The sequence below is a fragment of the Cupriavidus sp. 05L310 genome, assembly GCF_056398185.1.
Genome location: NZ_JBFTOX010000001.1, coordinates 271,640 through 291,993, shown reverse-complemented (window position 1 = coordinate 291,993; position 20,354 = coordinate 271,640). Strand labels below are relative to the sequence as shown.

12 protein-coding genes and 4 pseudogenes are annotated in these 20,354 nt (G+C 63.9%); 2 read left to right on the top strand and 14 right to left on the bottom strand.

The features are described from left to right. The coding region (locus AC1DS6_RS01350) for a tyrosine-type recombinase/integrase (RefSeq protein ID WP_477101768.1) at nucleotides 1-246 on the top strand (246 nt) is incomplete at its 5' end. Nucleotides 247-459: 213 nt separating this feature from the next. Here AC1DS6_RS01350 and AC1DS6_RS01345 read toward each other — a convergent pair. From AC1DS6_RS01345 to AC1DS6_RS01295, 11 genes and pseudogenes are all read right to left on the bottom strand, one after another. Beyond that, the gene (locus AC1DS6_RS01345; protein ID WP_477101774.1) at nucleotides 460-807 is read right to left on the bottom strand and encodes a hypothetical protein; all 348 of its coding nucleotides are present in this window, start codon (nucleotides 805-807) and stop codon (nucleotides 460-462) included. Nucleotides 808-1,053: 246 nt separating this feature from the next. Beyond that, nucleotides 1,054-1,815, bottom strand: a pseudogene (istB, locus tag AC1DS6_RS01340) (IS21-like element helper ATPase IstB). Next, nucleotides 1,805-2,197 (bottom strand): annotated as a pseudogene (locus tag AC1DS6_RS01335) (IS21 family transposase); the annotation flags it as partial. The pseudogenes istB and AC1DS6_RS01335, both read right to left, overlap by 11 nt. 51 nt (nucleotides 2,198-2,248) lie before the next feature. After that, nucleotides 2,249-2,347 (bottom strand): annotated as a pseudogene (locus AC1DS6_RS01330) (hypothetical protein); the annotation flags it as partial. A 457-nt stretch (nucleotides 2,348-2,804) separates the two neighbouring features. After that, nucleotides 2,805-4,427, bottom strand: coding sequence for a putative bifunctional diguanylate cyclase/phosphodiesterase (locus tag AC1DS6_RS01325; RefSeq protein ID WP_441635763.1), 1,623 nt, complete (start codon nucleotides 4,425-4,427; stop codon nucleotides 2,805-2,807). Nucleotides 4,428-4,845: 418 nt separating this feature from the next. Next, a complete protein-coding gene (locus tag AC1DS6_RS01320; protein WP_441635764.1) occupies nucleotides 4,846-6,195 on the bottom strand; it encodes an MFS transporter in 1,350 nt (449 codons plus the stop codon). A gap of 179 nt (nucleotides 6,196-6,374) precedes the next feature. Beyond that, on the bottom strand, nucleotides 6,375-7,190 hold the full coding sequence (locus AC1DS6_RS01315; RefSeq protein ID WP_441635765.1) for an enoyl-CoA hydratase/isomerase family protein: 816 nt from the start codon (nucleotides 7,188-7,190) through the stop codon (nucleotides 6,375-6,377). A gap of 3 nt (nucleotides 7,191-7,193) precedes the next feature. Continuing rightward, the gene (locus AC1DS6_RS01310; RefSeq protein WP_441635767.1) at nucleotides 7,194-8,792 is read right to left on the bottom strand and encodes an AMP-binding protein; all 1,599 of its coding nucleotides are present in this window, start codon (nucleotides 8,790-8,792) and stop codon (nucleotides 7,194-7,196) included. Then, on the bottom strand, nucleotides 8,785-9,363 hold the full coding sequence (locus tag AC1DS6_RS01305) for a (2Fe-2S)-binding protein (RefSeq protein ID WP_441635769.1): 579 nt from the start codon (nucleotides 9,361-9,363) through the stop codon (nucleotides 8,785-8,787). The genes AC1DS6_RS01310 and AC1DS6_RS01305 overlap by 8 nt, the downstream gene beginning before the upstream one ends. Then, nucleotides 9,360-10,175, bottom strand: a complete 816-nt coding sequence (locus AC1DS6_RS01300) for an FAD binding domain-containing protein (protein ID WP_477101767.1) — start codon at nucleotides 10,173-10,175, stop codon at nucleotides 9,360-9,362. Before AC1DS6_RS01300 ends, AC1DS6_RS01305 begins: the two co-directional genes overlap by 4 nt. Then, the gene (locus AC1DS6_RS01295; RefSeq protein WP_441635773.1) at nucleotides 10,172-13,219 is read right to left on the bottom strand and encodes a xanthine dehydrogenase family protein molybdopterin-binding subunit; all 3,048 of its coding nucleotides are present in this window, start codon (nucleotides 13,217-13,219) and stop codon (nucleotides 10,172-10,174) included. The genes AC1DS6_RS01300 and AC1DS6_RS01295 overlap by 4 nt, the downstream gene beginning before the upstream one ends. Nucleotides 13,220-13,671: 452 nt before the next feature. Between AC1DS6_RS01295 and AC1DS6_RS01290 the strand changes: the two genes are divergently transcribed. Continuing rightward, on the top strand, nucleotides 13,672-14,577 hold the full coding sequence (locus tag AC1DS6_RS01290) for a LysR family transcriptional regulator (protein ID WP_477101766.1): 906 nt from the start codon (nucleotides 13,672-13,674) through the stop codon (nucleotides 14,575-14,577). 367 nt (nucleotides 14,578-14,944) lie between these two features. On the opposite strand, the pseudogene AC1DS6_RS01285 reads toward AC1DS6_RS01290, so the two are convergent. The 3 genes and pseudogenes from AC1DS6_RS01285 to AC1DS6_RS01275 all read right to left on the bottom strand — a co-directional run. Beyond that, nucleotides 14,945-15,340 (bottom strand): annotated as a pseudogene (locus AC1DS6_RS01285) (aminotransferase class V-fold PLP-dependent enzyme); the annotation flags it as partial. A gap of 264 nt (nucleotides 15,341-15,604) precedes the next feature. Further along, the gene (locus tag AC1DS6_RS01280; RefSeq protein WP_477101765.1) at nucleotides 15,605-17,461 is read right to left on the bottom strand and encodes a diguanylate cyclase domain-containing protein; all 1,857 of its coding nucleotides are present in this window, start codon (nucleotides 17,459-17,461) and stop codon (nucleotides 15,605-15,607) included. Between the two features lie 393 nt (nucleotides 17,462-17,854). Beyond that, nucleotides 17,855-19,903, bottom strand: a complete 2,049-nt coding sequence (locus AC1DS6_RS01275; RefSeq protein WP_477101764.1) for an ATP-binding protein — start codon at nucleotides 19,901-19,903, stop codon at nucleotides 17,855-17,857. Nucleotides 19,904-20,354 lie beyond the last annotated feature (451 nt).

The following is a 20,354-nucleotide window of genomic DNA, read 5'->3' as shown; positions in this document are numbered from 1 at the left end:
GCCGCGCGCCTGCGCGCGCGCGGCCCCGAGTGGGAAAGCCGGGCCGCGGTGCTCGCCAGCGCCTCGGCGCACTGGCTGCGCCATACCGCGGGGTCACACATGACCGACCAGCAGGTGGATCTGCGGTTTGTGAGGGACAATTTCGGGCATGCGTCCATTGCCACCACGAGTGCCTACCTGCACACCGAAGACGATGCGCGGCATGAGGCCACGCAGGAACGTCACCGGATTGGGTGGACGCGTTAGGGCTAGCTCCCCTGCTGGCCTTCCTCTTATTTCCGCCGGGGGCAAGAGCTTACGGAACATCCCGTTTCATGACGCGGAATTTCCAACGAGATTGTGAATTTTCCAACGGCGTACCGCTCAGGTGCGCCGTTTTGCCATGGGCGGCAGGAATGCGTTGAGGCAAGCGGAGACGGATTCCGAATACCTTCGCGCCGGTTCACATCCTGGCTCAATCTAGCGATGAGCGGCACGCAATGCGCGAATGAGCTTCTGCACTAGCTGTTCATGTTGCTCCAGCGCCTCTTCAAGCGTGCAGGCTCCGTAGCTCTCGTTTTCTTCCGCCACCTTCCCAACAACACGAGTCACGAACAACGGTGTGTCCTTAGGTGCTGGCTCTGACACCCCGCGGAAACGGGTAGTGACCACGACGCCGCAGTCTTCCATCAGCGTGCGGCGGAAGATCAGTTCGTTTTCAGCCATCCAGCGCGACCACTCGTCCTGGTCCAACACCTGGACAGGCCGGTTCTCCGCATCCAGGATATAGAAACGACTCCATCTGGGTGATACTGATCGGGATCTCATAGGAGGATGATCGGAGTGGGTTGCAGCCATTCAATGCTGAATGGTCTCCCTAATTAGGCAGCCCATGCATTGGCCAGTCTAAATTCGTATCCCGGCGTGCAAGCCAAGCGTCCTTTGGCAACACTACGCGCGTTAGGAGCAGCACGACCGTAGCTGCGTTCGGTCGATCCATGGCAACATACTGTTGACTTGCACGGAATCCTGACCTGGGATTTGCACTGAATATTGACCCACCCGAGAGGCTGTTTAGGTGTCGCTTGGTGATGGGTGTTTGCTGATGCGTTTCTCCTTCTTGGGTTGGGTCGTGCTGTTCTTGAAACGATAGCTATCGTTGCCGGTCTCTACAATGTGGCAGTGATGAGGAGGCGGTCGAGTAGCGCCGTGGTCGTCTTGGCGTGGCCCATTCGGCGAAGCTCAGGTTGGTGCTGATGATCAGGCTGGTGCGCTCGTACAGCTTGCTGATCAGATGAGACAGCAAGACGCCACCGGTCTGGCTGAACGGCAGATAGCCGAGTTCATCCAGAATCACTAGATCGGCATACATGAGCCGCGTAGCCAGATGTCCCGGCTTGCCAGTCGACTGCTCCAGTTCCAGCGCGTTGACCAACTCCACGGTCGAGAAGAAGCGCACCCGGCGATGATGGTGTTCCACCGCCTGCACGCCGATGGCTGTGCCCAAATGGGTCTTGCCGGTGCCTGGGCCGCCCACCAGGACGATGTTGTAGGCGGACTCCAGGAACTCGCAGCGGTGTAGCTGCCGGATCAGGGCCTCGTTGACCACGTTGCAACTGAAGTCGAAACCGGTCAGATCCCGGTACGGGCGACCTTCATCTGATAGGCCAGCGAGCGCACCTCGCGCTCCGTTAGCTCAGCCTTGAGCAGGCGAGACAGGATGGCTACGGCAGCCTGGTAGGCGGGCGAATCCTGCGCCGCCAGATCGCCGAGGGCTTGCGCCATGCCGTGCAGCTTCAGCGACTTGAGCATCTCCATCACGACCTCATGCTGCATGATGCGCCTCCCGATCTCTCAGCCGCTCATAGCGGCCGACGTTGGCCTGGGGCTCGACCTGCAGGGCGAGCGCCTGAGGCGTCGTGATGGGTGGGACGGGCTCGCCTTCGAGCAGACGGCTCAGGATGTTCAGGATCGTCTGCTTGGAGGGTGCCTCCAGGGCCAGCTCCACCGCAGTCAGCACCGCCTGCTCATCGTGCAGCCGCACCAGTGCCAGGATCTCGACCATCTCCCGGTCGCCGCCCACCCGCTTGGGCAAGGTGGACTGCAAGCGTCGGAAGCCCTCCGGCAGCTCGCCGAACGGTGCGCCATTGCGCAGCGCCCTTGGCTTGCGCTGCAGCACCGCCAGATAGTGGCGCCAGTCGTACAGGGTTCGGCCCGGGCAGTGGCGGGCCGGGTAGGCGGGTGCCGTAACATCAGCGCGCAGGTAGCGCCTGACCGTGTTCCTGGAGATGCCCAGGGGTCTGGCGATCTCGCGCAGCGAGATCTGATCACGAAGATGCCAGCGTCGAATGATGCTTAATATGGCCACGTCGATCACTTCGAACTCCCGCCCGTTCCCGAGCAGGACAGTGTTCTATACGTGGGTCAACATTCGATGCAAAAACCAGCCTTACCTGGGTCAGGTTTGGATGCAAATCAACACGATTAGCTTCGCATAGTGGCCGAGTGCTGGCACACGCGTGGGGCAATGCGATCCGGCGCAGGCCACCAAAACGATGGTGCAACTTGGAAAGTTGCTCATTAAGAGGATCAATTGCTTCCGGGTTACCTTCTGCGCCACACTTCGTGCCTGCCGCGATCCTGGGCATGCAAAGGAAAGGCATGTTTTCCGAGATCCATGCCAATCAAGGTGACCTCGCACATGGCAGGCCCCTCCAAGAAGTGACGCCTCCAGCCAAGGTGAAGCGTCGGGGATCGGGCTGATCAATTCACGCTGGCGACTCTCACCGCGCCAACGGCCCGCAAACAATGTCCGTTTGGCGCTATCACACACGCAGCATGAATTCCGCAAAGGCCTCCGAGTCAAGCGGGCGGCTGACTAGATAGCCCTGAATGGCATCGCATCCGGCATCCTTCAACTCCGCCGCCTGGCGTTGGCACTCGACGCCTTCCGCGATTGTTTTCATTCCCAGCGAACGAGCGAGACCGACAATGCTTCGGATGATCGCCGACGCCTTCTCCGAATCGACCAGCGCTCGAACAAACGACTTGTCGATCTTCAGAGTATCGATGGGCAGTCGGACCAGATAGCCGAGACTGGAGTATCCAGAGCCGAAGTCGTCCAGCGATGTGGATATGCCGGCTAGCTTCAGCGCGGCAAGAACGGACGTTGCCTTTTCGATATCGCTCACCAGACTGTCCTCCGTGACTTCAATGTCGAGCATTGCGGGGGAGACGTCGTATGCCCTCGCGATACGGAGAATCATGTCTGTCAGTCCCCCACAGAGAAGTTGCCGAGCCGACAGATTGAGGCCGATCCGCGGTATGGACACACCCAGCCGTCGCCAGGTACCGATATGCCGGCAAACTGCATTGAGCAGCCATTCGACGAGGGCGCCTTCATATGGGGACTCAAGTAGCACATCCAGGAATGCGTATGGCATCAGCAATCCTCGTTCAGGATGACGCCAGCGAAGAAGCGCCTCAGCACCGATTGGGGAAGCATCCGCGAGTGCTATCTGAGGTTGGAAATGAAGCTCGAACTGGTTCGCGGCAAACGCCTCACGAAGATCCATGCGCAAGGCAAGGCGGTCACGCATGCCCCGGTCGAGTGCGCCATCGTACGCGCGCACCTGAAATCGGCCAGATGACTTCGCTGCGTACATGGCCGTGTCGGCACGACTCAGCAATGCCTCGGCTGATTCCGGCGCTTCTCTCAGTAGCGCGATGCCAATGCTAGCCGACAGGGAGACTGACCTTCCGCATGCCTCGAATGGCATTGCGAGCTCACTGAGCACCGCATGCGCGAACGCTTCTGCCGCCTTTTCGGTAGTATCGCGTAACAGCAGAACAAACTCGTCGCCCCCTACGCGCGCGGCGAAAAATTCAGGTGCGAGAATTGCGAGTAGCCTTTTCGCAAAGCCGCGCAGCAGATCATCGCCGACAGCATGACCGAACGCATCGTTGACTTCCTTGAAATGGTCCAGGTCAATAAACAGCACCGCCAGGGAAGCAGCATGCGTAAAATCTGATGAAGCAGCCTCGGCGACCGCGCCTGATAGCGCTTCCATGCACTTGCGCCGGTTGGGCAAACCAGTCAGATAGTCGTGACTAGCTTCAAACTCCAACAGCGCCGCGTGCTCGTGTTCGCGCGTGACGTCGCGGAAGAGTACCGTGATGCCATCGTCGTGGGCAAATGAGCGAGCCTCAAACCAGGTGCCGAGCGGTGCGTAATAGTCAGTATGCCGACCGGGGAGTCCAGTTGCCGCCGTCTGCTGATAGACGCGGTAGTAGCCGGAGTCCACCAAGTCCGGGTAACACTGCCATATGTCGCGTCCCAGCAGGTTTTGCCGCTCCTGCTGCAAGTATCGTTCAGCTGTATGGTTGAGATAGGTGAAGCGCCACGATCTGTCTATCGACATGAATCCGTCGCTCAGGCTATCAAGCATGTCACCAAGGTGAGGCGGTGCGGGCCGTCGGGCGCCGGCATCTTTCGGGCGGGGAGGACAAGAGTCAGTCTGTCGTTCCATTTTGTTTGGGGCCATCTGTTCGCTTCGGACCCAAAGGCATCGCACGTGCGCAAACCATGGGCTCATTGCATTCTAGCCGCGTTTGCCACCGCTACGAACATTGGGATGCGCTCGCGCCCCCCCTGGCTTTCATGGGGATGATGCTGCCCCCGCATGCAAGTCGGTCATTCATCGTGTGTTGCGCTTGTTATCAAGCGGACGACAAAACGCGACCACCTGCCCCCCAGAGTTAGTCCATACACAACATCGTCCGAGGCCTCCCCCAGCAAGCTCATCATTTTCGCCGTCCCCTTCAAGCACCTGTCGGAGATTTTATGCGACGGCCCGGGCTGGATCTCTACGCTCCATTGTCGCCAAGGCGCCCTGCCGTCTCCGGAACGATGAACGCACCCACCAGGTAGATGATGGTGACAACCGCCAGGAAGATGCCCAGCACCATGGGCAGTTCGGCCGGGGTGCTGGCGCACAGCGAAGCAAACGTCGGCATCATGCCACCGACGGCAAATCCGATATTCCATGACAGCCCGGTCCCCGTGGCACGGATGCTGGTGGGGAACCGTTCGTTCAGGAAAATGAGGATCGGGGCAAAGCCGCTGCAGCCCAGCATGGCCAGCACCACGGCATACAGGCCGAGCGTGGTGGTGTCCGGCGCCGCCGGCATCCACTGGTAGAGCAGCGGCAGCACCATCACGTTCAGCGCGCCGATCAACAGGAAGGCTCGCTTGCGGCCGATCATCGTACTGAGGTGGCCGGCAAGAATCGATGCCACGATCACACCCAAACTGCTAGCCATCAGGATGGCGGCAGCCTCGCCAGCCGGTGCCTTCACCACCACCTTGAGGAAGGTCGGCAGATAGCCGGAGGTCAGGTAGTAGGCGCTGCCACCGCCCACGGTGAGCAGGATGTTGACGAAGAGGACGCCACGGTACTGGCGGGAGAAGATCACGCGCAGCGGGTTCTCAACCGGCGCGGCATGCCCCTTGGCCGCCTGCAACTGCTTCCACAGCGGAGACTCCTCCAGCGAGTTGAAGATGAACAGGCCGAGCAACGAGCTGATGATGCCGGAGAAGAACATGCAGCGCCAACCCCAGGCATCGAACGCTTCCCCCGGAAACAGCGCGGTCATCGCCATGTAGGTAATGGAAGCCAGCAATGCCCCGATGCCCGCGCCACCGCCACCGACCAGCCCGGAGACGGCGCCGCGCCAGGATGGGGGCACCGATTCGGTACCGATGGTGTGGGTGGATGCCACCACGCCACCAACGAAGATACCCTGCACCAGCCGGAGCAGGATAAACAAGGCTGGCGCAAGCAGCCCAACCTGACCCACCGTGGGCAGCAGGCCGAACGCCGCCGTGGACAAGCCAACGCCAGTGACGGCAACTACCATCGCCCCCTTGCGGCCGTGGCGGTCGGCATAAGAGCCGAAGATCGCCGAGCCGAGCGGCCGCATCAGCAGCGTCACGGCAAACGACGCATACACCGCCGCCAGCGACAGCATGGCGTGCTCCGACGGAAAAAACAGCCTGCCGATCACGGGCGCCACGAACAGCAGGATGAACAGGTCGAACAGGTCCAGCGCCCATCCCATGCACGACGCCGCCACGGCACCAAACACCTGGCGATTGCTCGCCGCTGGCAGCGCCTCGCTGATCGTCGCTGCACTCTTCTTTGCTACGGCTTCCATTGTTGTCTCCTTTGATTTGGATCTCTGCTTGGATCATTACGGCAGGGTTGGCGCGCGGGCGGTGCCTTGCCGCCAGGCAAGCGCTCCCCCCGCGATGCTTGCCCCGTGGCAGCGGGCATCGTTATCCGGTCAGTTCGTCCGGGATGCGAGCGGCCTTGCCGGCGCGCCCGCGATTGCCATCAGCTGCCGCGGAACGCCGGCTTGCGCTTGCCGTGGAACGCTTCCACGCCTTCGCGGAAATCGTCCGAGCTGCGCAGGCGGCTATAGCAATGCCCTTCCAGCTCGATGGCGATCGACAGCGGCGCGTCCTCGGTGTCGTTGAGCAGCTTCTTGGCGGTGCGCTGCGCCAGCGGCGAGAAGCCGCGCAGTTCGTCGACCAGCGCATCGGTGGCGGCTTCCAGCTCGGCGTCTGCCACGCATTCCACGGCGATGCCCCACTCATAAGCCTGCTTGCCCGAGATGCGGCGCGAGCGCATCACGATGTCCTTGGTGCGGCCGATGCCCACCATCTTCTGCAGGCGCGCCGAGCCGCCCGAGCCGGGGATCTGGCCGAGCTTCTGCTCCGGCAGCGCGTACTGCGTGGTCTCGGTGGCGATGCGGAAGTCGCACGCCAGGGACAGCTCGAAGCCCACGCCAAAGCAGTAGCCGCGGTTGGCGGCAATCACCGGCTTGCTGCAGCGCGCCGGTGCCGCCACGTTCCAGGCCAGTTGCGAGACATGCTCGGGCGATGCCTCCAGGAAGCCCTTGATATCGCCGCCGCTGGAAAAATGCTCGCCTTGCGAACGCAGCACGATCACGCGCACGCGATGGTCGGCATCAAGCGCCTCAATGACGGCGCGCAACTGGTCGCGCGCTGCCATGGCGATCACGTTGTAGGGTGGACGGTGCAGGATGATGTCCGCACGCTCGCGCCCGGCATCGATCTCCACGGAGAAGCCGTCGAGTTGCTGGAGCCGCTGCTGGTCGGGATGGATCATCTCGGTTGCCTGGGTCATGTCTTACTCCTTGATGGTATCGACAGGCGCGGCGTCCGCTGCCTGGTTGGGGTTGGGATTAGGGTCGGGGCTCACGGAATGCGGGGCCAGCGCGTAGTCGCCGGCGGACAGCTTGCGGCGCAGGATCTTGCCAACCGGCGACTTGGGAATCTCCGCCACGAAGACGTAGTCGCGCGGGCGCTTGAAATTGACCAGGTCAGAGCCGCGGCAGTAGGTATCCAGGGCTTGCGCGTCGATGTTGCCGCGCGGCTTGACGAAAGCCACCACCTTCTGGCCCCAGCGCGGATCCGGCACTCCGGCCACCGCCACCTCATCTACCGCCGGATGCAGCGACAGCACCGACTCGATATCGACCGGGGAGATGTTCTCGCCGCCGCTGATGATCATGTCGTCCACCCGCCCGCTGACGAAGAGGTCGCCCTCGGCATCGAAGTAGCCGGTGTCGCCGGTGAAGTACCAGCCATCGCGCAGCGATTTTGCATTGGCGTCGGCGCGGTTCCAGTAGCCCTCGAAGGCCTCGTCGCCGCGCAGGTCGGCGATGATCTGGCCTTCCTCGCCGGTAGCCGCCAGATCGTCGGGTGAGCGGGCATCCAGGCGCACCACGCGCAGGCGCGTGTTGATGCCGGCGCGCCCGGCGCTGCCGGGCTTGCGGGTGGCGCGCTGGTCCACGCTGAAGGTGTACACCTCCGACGAGCCGTAGTGGTTCACGAACAGCTCCGGCTCGAAGGCCTGCGCGAGGCGGCGCAGCAGGCCGTCGCTCATCGAGGCGCCGGCAAAGCCGAGCTTGGTCGCGCTGCGCACGACGGAGGCATCGAACCCCGGATCGGCCAGCAGGTCGTGGTATAGCGTCGGCACCAGGTACAGGCAGCTGATTCTGTGGGTGGCGATCTCCTTGAGCGCCTGCCCGGCGTTCCAGCGCCGCACGCAGACGAACAGGCCGTCCACCAGCGCCATTGCCAGCAGCGAGCGTACGCCCATGGTGTGGTAGAGCGGCATCACGCCAAGGGTGCGCTCACCATGGCGATACAGGTTCTGCGCCACGTGCGCCAGCGCCGCGGCACGCTCCTGCTGGTGGCGGCGCGGCACGCCCTTGGGCTTGCCGGTGGTGCCCGAGGTGTAGAGCATCAGCGAGACATCGCCCGCTTCTGCCACCGGGCCGCCATGCAGCGCAACGCTGTCCAGCAGCGAAGCGAAGGACATCGAGCCGCCAGCCGCGCAGTCCAGCGCTATGCAGGGCACGGCCTGCGCCGCCGGGCTGCCCAGCACCGCATCGGCGCTGACCGGCTCGAACACCAGCGCCTTGACGCCGGCATCCTGCACGCAGTAATCGAGCTCCTCCGGCTTGGCACGCCAGTTCAGCGGCACCATCACGATGCCGGCGAACTGGCAGGCCCAGTGCAGCGTCGCCATTTCCCAGCGGTTTTGCAGAACGGCCAGCAGGCGATCGCCCGGCGCCAGGCCGATCTCGCGCAGGCCGGACGCCACGCACCGGATGCGCTCGTACCATTGCGCATAGGTAAGCATCAGGTCGCCGTCGACAATGGCGGGCGCGTGCGGGCTGCGCTCCACGCTTTGCAGGAAGGTGCGGCCTAGATCAAGCATCGCAGGCCTCCTGGGTATCTACGCCGGCAGCAGCATAACGAGCCCGTGCACGGATCGCGGCTACGTCGAGCACGGCGGCCACGATGGGGGTGTAGCCCGTACAGCGGCACAGGTGGCCGGACAGCATGTCGCGCACCTGCGCTTCGCTGGGTTCCGGCACGCGCTCCAGGTAGTCCGCGCACGACATCAGAATGCCGGCCGTGCAGAAGCCGCACTGCAGCGCGTGGTGGCGGCGGAAGGCTTCTTGCAGATCGCCCAGTCCCTCGGCCGGCGCCAGCCCTTCGACGGTATCGATGGCCCGGTGCTCGGCCTGCACCGCCAGCATCAGGCACGAGCGCGCGGCAACGCCGTCGACGCGTACCGTGCATGCGCCGCAGACGCCGTGCTCGCAACCCACATGGGTGCCGGTGGCACCGAGCTCGTGGCGCAGGAAGTCCGACAACAGCTCGCGCGGCTCGCAATAGCCGCTGCGCTCGCGGCCGTTCAGGGTCAGGGTGATGCGGCGTTGCTCCTGGCGCTGCATCACCTCGGCGGGCTTGCCGGATACGGCGCCCTTGGTGGTCTTGCTCATTTTGCCTCCTCGATCACACGCATGCCCAGTTGCCGCACAAGGTGCCGGCGGTACTGCGCGCTGATATGGGCGTCGTCCTGCGCGCCCAGTTTCCAACTGAAATCGTTGATGGCCTCCTCCAGGTCCTTGCCCTGCAGGCGCGGCCAGGTTTCCAGCACCGGCCGGTCCGCCACGCCGCCAACCGCCAGCGCGATGGCGTCATCGGTCACGGTGGCCGCGCAGGCCACCAGCGCAAAATCGCCATGGCGTGCGGAGAACTCGGCAAAGCCGTAGCGCGCGCCGGGGCGCCGCAGCGGAAAGCGCACCGCCTCCACCAGCTCGTCGGGCTCGCGCGCCGTCATCAACATGCCCTGGAAGAAACTGGCCGCAGGCAGCACGCGGCGGCGGCGGGCTGAACGCAACACCACCTCGCCGCCCAGCGCGGTCAGCACCAGGGGCAATTCCGCGCTCGGGTCGGCATGGGCGACCGAGCCGCACACGGTGCCGCGATTCCGGATCTGGAAATGCGAGATATGCGGAAAGGCCATGGCCAGCAGCGGCACCTCGTCGGCCAGCGTGGTGCGCCATTCGACGCTGCCCTGCGTGGCCGCGGCACCCACCACCAGGTGAGCGTCTTCCACCCGCACCGTGTTCAGCTCGGCGGTGCGCGAGATATCGATCAGCAGTTGCGGCGCCGCCAGGCGCATGTTGAGCACCGCCATCAGCGACTGGCCACCGGCCAGCACGCGCGCGCCCTCGCCGCCGCGGGCCAGCGCATCGAGCGCTTGCTGCGTGGTTTCGGCGCGCAGGTAATCGAAAGCGGATGGTTTCATCGACGGACTCCCAAACGGGCCAGCAGGCGGGCAAGCCAGCCTTGCGGCCGTACCGGCTTGCCGGCGGCCTGGCGGCCGAGCGATTCAAACAACTGGCGCAGCACCACCTTGGCGGCGCCTTCCAGCATGCGTCCGCCCACGGCAGCGACCTTGCCGGATACCTCGGCCTCGTAGTCGTAACTCAGGCGCGTGCCGCTGCCATGCGGGACCAGCTCCACCAGGCCGGCGCCGCGCGCACTGCCCAGCGAGGACATGCCTGCGCCTGCCAGCCGCAGCCGGCGCGGGGGATCGAGGTCCGACAGTGCGATCTCCGCCTCGAAGCGGGCCTTGATCATGCCAACCCCCACCGTCACGTCGGCGCGGTAGTGATTCTCGGCGGTGCGCTCCAGCGCGTGGCAGCCTGGCACCACCTTGGCCAGTGCCTGCGGGTCCACCAGCACGGCGAAGATGGCTTCGGGCGTGGCATCCAGATCCACTGAGCCGCGCGCGGTGAGCGCCTTGCCGCTGCCCTTGCGGGCCGCGGGCACGGCGGCCTCGCGCATCGCTTCGAGCAGCTCGGGGCGCGACGGCGGCGGATCGTCGAAGCCCACCATGGCCATCACCTTGGCCGGGGTCAGCGGCAGGCGGATGTCCTGCTCGCCGAGCGCGTCGGCCACCGCGTTGGCGATGCAGGGCGGCGTGCTCATGTTGTTGCCCTCGCCCAGGCCCTTGGCGCCGAGCGGCGTGAAGGGGCTTGGCGTTTCCAAGTGCACAATCACCGGGTCCGGCACCTCGCAGGTGGTCGGCATCAGGTAGTCGGCCAGCGTGCCGGACTGGAAGCTGCCGTCGGCGCCGTAGCGGAACTCTTCCATCAGCGCCGCGCCCAGCCCTTGGGCGAAGGCACCGCGGATCTGGCCATCGGCCAGCGCCGGGTTGAGCAGCGTGCCGGCGTCGTGCGCGGTCACGTAGCGGTCGATGCGCACGCGCCCCGTGGCGCGGTCGATCTCTACGCCGCACATGTCGAAGGCAAAGCCGTAGGCGGCCGAGGTGTTGATGCGGTCGTTCTCATCCGGCGCTTCCAGGTTGGGCGGCGACCAGAACACCGTCTCGCGCAGGCCCGGCTCCTCTCCGGCCGGCAACTGCTGCGGTGACCAGTGCGGCGCATTGCTGGCCACGCGCGTGAAGGGCAGGCCAGATTCGGGCGCGCCTTTGCGGGCAATGCGGCCGTCTTCGAACACCACCTCGGCGGGCGTGCAGCCGAACTGCGGTGCCACGATGCGCGCCAACTTGTCGCGCACCCGCTCGGCGGCCAGGTGCACTGTGCCGGCCACGGCGCCAGCGAAACGGCTGGAGTAGTTGCCGGCGGCGACCGACCATGCATCCTTGTGCGTATCGAACTCGACGTTCACGACCACGTCGGCCGGATTCACGCCGAGCACATCGGCCACCACCTGCGCGCACACTGTCATATGGCCCTGCCCGGCCGGCGTCGAGGCAATGGTGACCACCACGCCGCCGAGCAGGTCGACGCTGACCGTGGCGCTGGCGATGGCGCCGTTCTTCGGCCCCGCTTTCTTGCGCGCCTCGGCGGGCATGGCGGTGGTGATATAGCCCATGTTCGACACCGAGGGCTCGACGATGGCGGCAAAGCCAATGCCATAGAGCCGGCCCTCGGCGCGTGCGACATCGCGGCGGCACGTCAGCTCGTGGTAGCCGCCTTCTTCCAGCGCGCGCGCCAGCGCCAGCTGGTAGTTGCCGGAGTCCAGCAACGCGCCCGCCGCGGCGCGATAGGGAAAGGCATCGGCGGCGACAAAGTTGCGGCGATACACATCGAGTGGATCGAGCCCGAGTTGTGTCGCGATGCGATGCACCAGCCGCTCCAGCGCAAAATACACCTGCGGGCCGCCAAAGCCCCGCACCAGGCCGGTGGGCGTCTTGTTGGTCATCACCACGCGGTTGCGCACCAGCAGGTTGGGAATGTCATAGGCGCCAGTCAGGCAGCCATGCATGCGGTAGAAGGTAGCGGGCTCCGGCGCGCGCAGATAGCCGCCGCAGTCTTCGATCTGGTCATAGGCCAGTGCTTTGATGCGGCCGTCTGACTCCACCGCGGCTTCCAGCGTGGACAGCCGCGCGGTGGCGGAGGTGGCGGCGCTGAGATGTTCGAGGCGGTCCTCCACCCACTTCACCGGCGCGCCGGCCTTGCGGGACGCCAGGCACATCAGCACCGCGTAAGGAAACACCGCCTGCTTCACGCCAAAGCTGCCGCCGGAATCGCGCGGGGCCTTGTGGCGCAGCCGGTTGGCCGGCACCTTGAGCGCCATCGCCATCACCGCATGCAGCGAGAACGGCCCCATGAAATTGGAGGTGACGTCGTAGCCTTCGTCACCGGGCAGGAACTCGGCAATCACCACGCCGCATTCGATCGGCGTGCAGGTGTTGCGCGGATAGTGCGCGGTCAGCGTGACCCGGTGCGGAGCCGCGGCAAAGGCGGCTTCAGGCTCGCCGTAGCGGAAGTGGCGGTCGCTCACCACATTGGCGCCTACGCCGGGATGCAGGATGGGCGCATCGTCGGCCAGCGCGGCCTCGATCGATACCACCGGCGGCAACACGCGGTAATTCACCCGCACCAGGTCGAGCGCGTCTTCGGCCAGGGCACGGCTCTCGGCCATTACCACGGCCACCGGCTCGCCCACATAGCGCACGCGGTCCGTGGCCAGCGCCCATTGCTCCATCGGCGCCTTCACCCCCACCACGAAGGGGCGCGACCAGGCTGCCAGGTCGGCGCCGGTCAGCACCCCATGCACGCCCGGCGCGGCAAGTGCCGCGCTGGCATCGATGGTGCCAAGTTCGGCATGCGCATGCGGGGACCGCACGATAGCGGCGTGCAGGGTGCCCGGCTTCACGCCCAGGTCGTCGCCATAGCGGCCACGGCCGGTGAGGATCGCGGCGTCCTCGAGCCGCTCCATCGAGCGGCCGACGTGACGCTGGCGCGAGGCCGCGCCGGCCGCTGCGGATTCAAGGTGGATAGCCGCCGCTGCGGCGGGCAGGCTGCGCTTGTCGCTCATGACCGGCCCTCCCGCGTGGCGGAACTGGCACGGTCCATCTGGTTAGCGGGGATTGCGGGCCGGCACGGGGAGATGCCACGCGGCACGGGGCGAACGCCCGCTACCGCTGTCTCCAGTGTCGTGCCGGTCATGCCGCCAGCATCGTTCTGTCTCATTCCTGACTCCGTTCTGCGCGCCGGACCCGGTGGGCGAATCCGCCGGTTCATGCAACGTTGAACAGGAGCTTAGTGAGAATATGGTATTAGTTCTAATATTGTTTTTTGATTGTGCTAATCATTTTTAATGATGCCAGGCAGGGCGGTCCTTAGTAGGCACATGTTGCCTCACAGCACGTCAAAGATAAGGGTTTCCCCCATATATCGACCAGGCTTTCCGAGACCTGCCGCAGCAAAAAAGCTGATACGCTCAGTCCCGTTACACAAATTCGTTGATACCGAATCGACCCACTTAGCATGGACCTCAGACAGATCCAGTACTTCATTGCGCTGTTCGAAGACGGCTCCGTCACGCGCGCGGCCAAGCGGCTGAATATCGTGCAACCGGCGCTCAGCATGCAGATCGCCAAGCTGGAAGAAGAGTTCGGACAGAAGCTGTTCGATCGCATCCCGCACGGGATGGTGCCGACAGCGGCCGGCCGCATGATGTACCGCCTGTGCCTGCCGATCACGCGGGACCTCGCCAACGCCCGGCAGCAACTGATGCAACGCGAGGAGCAGGTGGCCGGCAACATCTCCATCGGTATGGTGGCTTCCGAAACGGAAAGCGTGCTGGTGGGGTCGCTGGTGCGCTTCAATGCGCGCTACCCGAATGTGGAGGTATCGGTGGCGGACGGCTTCAGCGCCACGCTGATCGACCTGGTCTCCGCCGGCCAGCTCGACGCGGCCGTGGTGCATAAGCCCCGTGGCAAGCTCTCGCTCCATGTGCAATCCCTTCATGACGAGGAAATGGTGCTGGTTACCAGCGCCGAGCATGGCCCGGAACTGCCGGCGGCGGTGGAACTCACCAAGCTGCCCGGGCTGGAACTGGTGCTGCCCACCAAACGCCACGGCTTGCGCGGCGTGCTGGATGCGGCCACGCAACTGGAAGACGTGACCCTGCAGCCGAAGTTCGAGATCGACATCCTTGGCACCATCGTCCAGTTCGTCGAGGCCACGCGCTTTGCCACGGTGCTGCCGCGCATCGTGGTGCAACGCGCGGTGGACGAGGGCCGGCTGCGCATGTACCCCATCCTGGCGCCGCGCATCGTGCGCCACCTGGTGTGCGTGAGCCATCCGCAGCGCCCGCTCAGCACAGCAGCCGATGCGCTGATCGCGATCGTGGCCGAGGAGATCCGGAGGGTGTCAGGCACCGCCGCCTGATCCGGGTGCGGCGGCCCTGGCTACCCCTGCCCTTGCATCGGGCTGCGCACCGCGCGCGGCGCATCGCTGCCAGCCGGTCCATGTTGCCGAGGTGGCGCAGCCAGCTGCGCAGGGTCAGCGCCCCTTCGGGCAATGGCGCGGCTTACGGCGCGCTGTTCGTCGTTTCGGCGGGTTGTCTGGGCATGGCGTGACTCCTGGGTCGTCGGTGTGCGGCTCAGGCCAAACTGGTCCAGACTGGCCCCGTCGCACTCAATGTGAGGCAAGCCTAGTCAGGAAGGTGCATCAGGTCTAATACTGTTTATTGATCCGAAATATCATAGTTTCTGATAAACGTGTTTGACCCGATGACAGGCGAGAGGCGCTGAACGCTAATGCCGCGCTCGAACAGTGTCCTGCGGGCAGCGCCCTCGCCATCTGCCGCCGTGCCAGATAGGCCGCCGAGCCAGCAAACGTAATCGACGATTTCAGAGACCACGGCGAACTGCCAGGGCGCGGAACTGCCCAGGTTCCAGAACCCAGGCGCCTTGCCGTTCAGTTTGTGGTGCGGCAGCAGCGAGGCGCTATCCGATAGCCAGGCAATGCCGGATCCCCGGCAGCCGAAGAACTTGTACGGCGCGATATTGATCCCGTCGACGGGCGTCTTCTGCAGGTCGATCAGGCCGTGCGGCGCGTGCTGTACCGCGTCCACGATGATGTAGAGGCCGGGCTTGACCAGCCGCGCCCGCCGCACGATTTCCTCAATGTCCAGCTTCGCGCCGGAGATGTACCGTGGGGGCTTTGTCATGGCAGCAGGGATAGGCGCGAGGGTGACGGTCTTGAACGTGGTCGCAAGCGGCGCGCCGCTGGATCCCACCGTACGAGGCGAGCTTGCGATCAGACTCCTTACTCTACTGGATTTTCATGCGTAGGCGCTTGGGTCAGCGAAATGGCTCGCTGGTTATTTCGACCACGCTACCGTGAAGTTACTTAATCCTGCATCGCCTACGCGACGAGCATCATTTTCCGGAATCAGCGACGTTCCTCGTTCTCAACCGCGCATCCCGGCCGGTGAATCGTTAAGCTCGTGCACGACAATACGCGCCTTGCCTGCGACTTTCGCACGATACATTGCGGCATCCGCGGCGCGTAACAGGGCTTCGCCACTCAATGAGGCTGCCTGGTCGTGCGGTAGCACGCCGATACTCGCCGATAATTGGACGACGTTCGCCCCGAACCTTATGGGCTGGCTCAGTGTCCGCAGGATTGCGCGTGCAATCTTCTCCAGTGCAGCACGATCGAACGCAGGGCCGGTCAGAAGCAACGTGAACTCATCCCCTGCATGCCGCGCAACCAGATCCCCGCCACGTACGCAGCGGCTGATCCGGCGCGCGGCTTCAACAAGTACTTCGTCGCCGCACTGATGCCCGTATGTATCGTTGACAGCCTTGAAGCCATCCAGGTCGATAAACATGATGGCAGCCACACCGTCGCCGCTTGCTGCGCACGCCTCATCCAGCCTCTCGAGGAACGAGCGTCTGTTAGGCAGGCCGGTCAGCGCGTCGTGGAACGCCTGATGCCGCAGGCGATCAAGCAATGCCGTTCGCTCAGTCACATCCTGCACCAGCAGGTAGTACCCATCAGCCGCCTGATCGTGGACCCGACGCGGCACCAGCACACCGCGCAGGACACGTCGACTCCCGTTAAGCGTCGCTCCAACCTCGTACTCGACCCTTTCGCCGTTGAGCACGCGTTGGACGTACGGCTCGATGGCAGCAGCATAGTCAGCGTCGAGAACTTCATGGGTGAGTCGTCCCACGATCTCCTCCGGGTCCAACCCCAGCCACTCGCGATAGGTTGAGTTGGCGAACCGAAAACGTCGCTCACTGTCGACGTAAGCGACCAGCACCGGCAAATTGTCAGCAATGGCGCGCAAATCTACCCGCGTGTCTCCCAATTGCCGCTCGGCGGTCGTCAGTTGCTCGCGCGCCCTGCGCAGAACCTCCGAGGCCTCATGCGCTCCCCGATGCAACGCAGCCTCCCGCGCATCGCGCGCGGCTTTTTCCCGTTGCTCCGCCTGGGTATCGTGAATGACAAACAGCCAGCCTCCGTCGCGGGTCGACGTCGTCTGCTTCGGTGCCACCTGCACTCGCGCTGGCCTACTTTGCTTGTTGCGCAACCGGAACGTTACGTCGAGCGTCCGGACCTCGACCCCGCGGCCACGATTAAGTGCCTGCACGGCCTGTTCAAGGTTGGTCCGGTCGCTCGCATCCAGCAGATCGAGGATGTTCGTTTTCGGCAGCGGAGCGCGCGAGTGCGCGAAGAATTTCACGCAGGCATCATTCATGTGCCGCCACTCCCAGTCCCTTCCGATATGCGCGATAGCGACCGGCGTTCGATGGAACGTCTCGACGTAAAGCGCATGCTGGGCTTGAAGTCGGTCGATCGCGTGAAGCACCTCCAAACGATCAGAGCTGTCCAGCTTGCGCAGGCCAACTTCGTGCTCGATCATTTGTCCCAAGTCTACTAGCATCTGACGTTGTTGGCGCCTGAAGCGCCGCGGCAACGCGTGCATCACACATAGCATACCGATGGGTCGGCCGCACGGTAGACGCAGCGCAATGCCTGCGAAAAAGCGGAACAGCAATTCGCTGGTTGCCAGTGGCCCTTGCGCAAGCTCCGCATCGGACAGCGCATCCCTGACGACGAACGGTTCCTCGCATTGGAGCGTCCGACTATAGTACGTCTCCACATGGAATACGACGTCCCGTTCGCACCCGCTTGCGCCCATGACTTCTGGCTGGCCCAGTCTGTCGAGACATACGACGGATATTGGTAAATTCAGCGCGCGCGCGGCGACCCGGGTCACGCGCTCAAAGTACTGATCGTAGTCGCTTTCTGGTGGCATGGTGGCGCTGGCTGGTTATCGTTGTTGCTGCTGCGCATCCATGATGCATTCGTCTTTCACGCTCCATGCTCCGTTCCGGTCAGATTGTGAAACGCACTTATTGACGTCCTCGCCGATCACGTCACACGCAGGGAAGTCGGCGCGGCAATTCGCTGAGGCAGGCTCGTCTCTTTACTCGGCGGCTCACGCGCTCGCCTTGACCGTTAAGACGATATGCAAGGCACGGCGTAAGAATGATCCCGGCGACTTTGCGTGGGCTCACCTGATTGGCACGCCGCAATGGAGGATTTTGGCAGGCCGTTATAACGGCGCTTGACAACGGTGCCACGACCATGATTGTCGTCGGTGACGTGGCATCGCAGATCGCGCCGCGCGGCGTATGACACATTAAGGCTATTCCACCGCCGGAAGGTGCAGCGTAACGGTCGTGCCCTTGCCTACTTCGCTCTCAAGAGAAATATGGCCGCGATGTAGCAGCACAATCTCACGCACGAGGGCAAGGCCCAGACCATCGCCGGCCGACCCATGCTGCAGCTTGCCTCGGAAAAATTTGTCGAACACCAGCCCGAGTTCGTCAACTTTGATCCCCATGCCTCGATCGGTCACTTTCAGCATGGCGTTGCGGCGTTCGTCCGACGCGCTAGCGACCGAGATGTTGACCTCTCTCCCAAGCCCGTACTTCACGGCATTCTCCAGCAAATGGCGTATCACGCTGGCGAGGGAGGCGGAGTCACCCATCACACAGACAGGCTCTCTCGCGGACTCCAGCGTCACCCGGCTATCGTCCGTGAACCCTGCCTCAACAACGTCTCGCACGAGCCTTGCGAGATCCACCCGATGAAACGTCATCTCGGATGCTCCTAGTGTTTCCAGGCGCGTCAGTTGAAGATGATTCGAAACGAACTGGCTGATGCGCTGGGCTTGCGAACGAATCGTGCGATAGATGCCAAGGCGTTTTTCCGGGGGGATCAGATCGGCGGCGAGGAGGTCGGCATATCCGACGACGTTTGCGATGGGTATCTTGATTTCAGCTTCTGCGGTAGCAATGAAATGCGATTTGGCCCGTTCCTCGCGCCGCATTGCGCTTACGTCCCAGACAGCCACCACACAGCCAGCGCCGTCGCTGGTATGCACAACACGAATGGCGTAGCTGGATGAATCCGCTATATCGAACTCGATAACGCCGCTAAATTCGTGCGAGACTGCGGCACAGTCGATCTTCGCAAGTAGTTCGGACGGGGTGACTGAGTCCCGCGTGGGACGTCGGCCTCGATACAGAAGGTCAACGAACCGTTGTGGCGTGGCGCCGCGCAAGTCCCCGGGCGAAACGTCCAGGGCGTCGCACAGCCCGCCGTTGGCGTCTTCCACGTGGCGATCCTTATCGAAAATGGCAACGCCGTCCGGCAACGCAAAGAACAGCGCATGCAGGTGCTGGTTCCTTTCTCGTAGCCGGCGGCTGACCACTGCCTCGCGATCCGCTAGCTTCGCCATCCTCTTGATTGACTTGGCCTGGCGCATCTGGACGAGGATGATCAGCGCGGATACGAAGCTTGCGATGCAAGCGACGAGGAGCAGCCTGCTGCGGTACGTTGATAGTGCTTCATGGAGGTCGTAGCCGATCACGACCGCCAGGTTTCCTCTCGACAGCCGATGTACGCCATAAATGCGCTCGACGTCGTCCAGTGGGCTCTTCTCCACCACTTCGGCGTGGGCCGCGGCAGCTACGGCTCGCCGGGCCGCAGAGCTCGCCGGCAGCGGTTGCCCAGGGTCGGAAGCCGCCCCGCTCCAACGCACCCGGTAGATGAGATCATTGGTACCCAGCAGACCGATTGCACCCCGGCTGCCCAAATAGATGCTTTTGTAGATGCTCGTCAGGGAGAGTGGGTCAAGCGACACCACTACGACCCCCATGAAACGGCCGGTCGGCCCAACGATTCCCTTGGAAAGCAGAACTACCCAGCGACCTGAACTGCGCCCCCGCAGCGGCTTGCTGACAAACAATGTCGGCCTGGGATTGTCGGCGTGTATGCGCAAATGCTCGCTATCGCCTAGGTCAAGCGCTTCGAATGTCGGATTGGTCGATGCCCTGAGGACGCCACTTTCGTCCAGAATCGCGGTTTGAAGGAAGGGTTCGGCACCGAGATGACCGTTGCGGGTCCATTCGGCAAGCGGCAAATCCAGCCCCCGTTCGATGACGGCGCCGCCTAGCAGGGAGGTCAGTTGGTCCGCCTCCATCAATGTGCGCTCGACGTGCTGGCCGAGGGTATAGGCAAGCCGGTCGGCATCAGCCTGGATCCTGCGTAATTCGCTGCCTCTGTCCCATCCGGCCCAGAGCGCGAACCCCAGCCAGACCGACAATACGAGCATGAATGCCGAAATGCCCGGGGTGATGGTGCGCGCCGTGCCTTCGGCCGCTAGCGGCCTATATATCTCCAGACCCATGAATCCTAGCCACCCCGAAAAGATGAAATGAACGCGCTAGGAAACGGCGAGCGCCGTCCCCCGCCTCCGAACCCGGTGTGCGGTTTTCCCGCGACGGGCTCTCGAGTCAGTTGTTAGATCGCGGCGTCCTCGAGCCGCTCCATCGCGCGGCCCACGTGACGCTGGCGCCCGGCCGCAGTGGATTCAAGGTGGACGGCCGCTGCTGCTGCCGGCAGGCTGCGCATGTCGCTCATGACCGGTCCTCCCGCGTGGCGGGACCGGGGCGGTCGATCTGGCTAGCGGGGATTGCGGGCCGGCACGGGAAAGCGTGTCGCGGCGCGGGGCAAACGCCCGCTGCCGCTGTTTCCTGTGTCGTGCCGGTCATGCCGCCAGCATCGTTTGTTCTCATTCCTGACTCCGTTCTGCGCGCCGGACCCAGTGGGCGAATCCGCTGGTTCATGCAACATCGAGC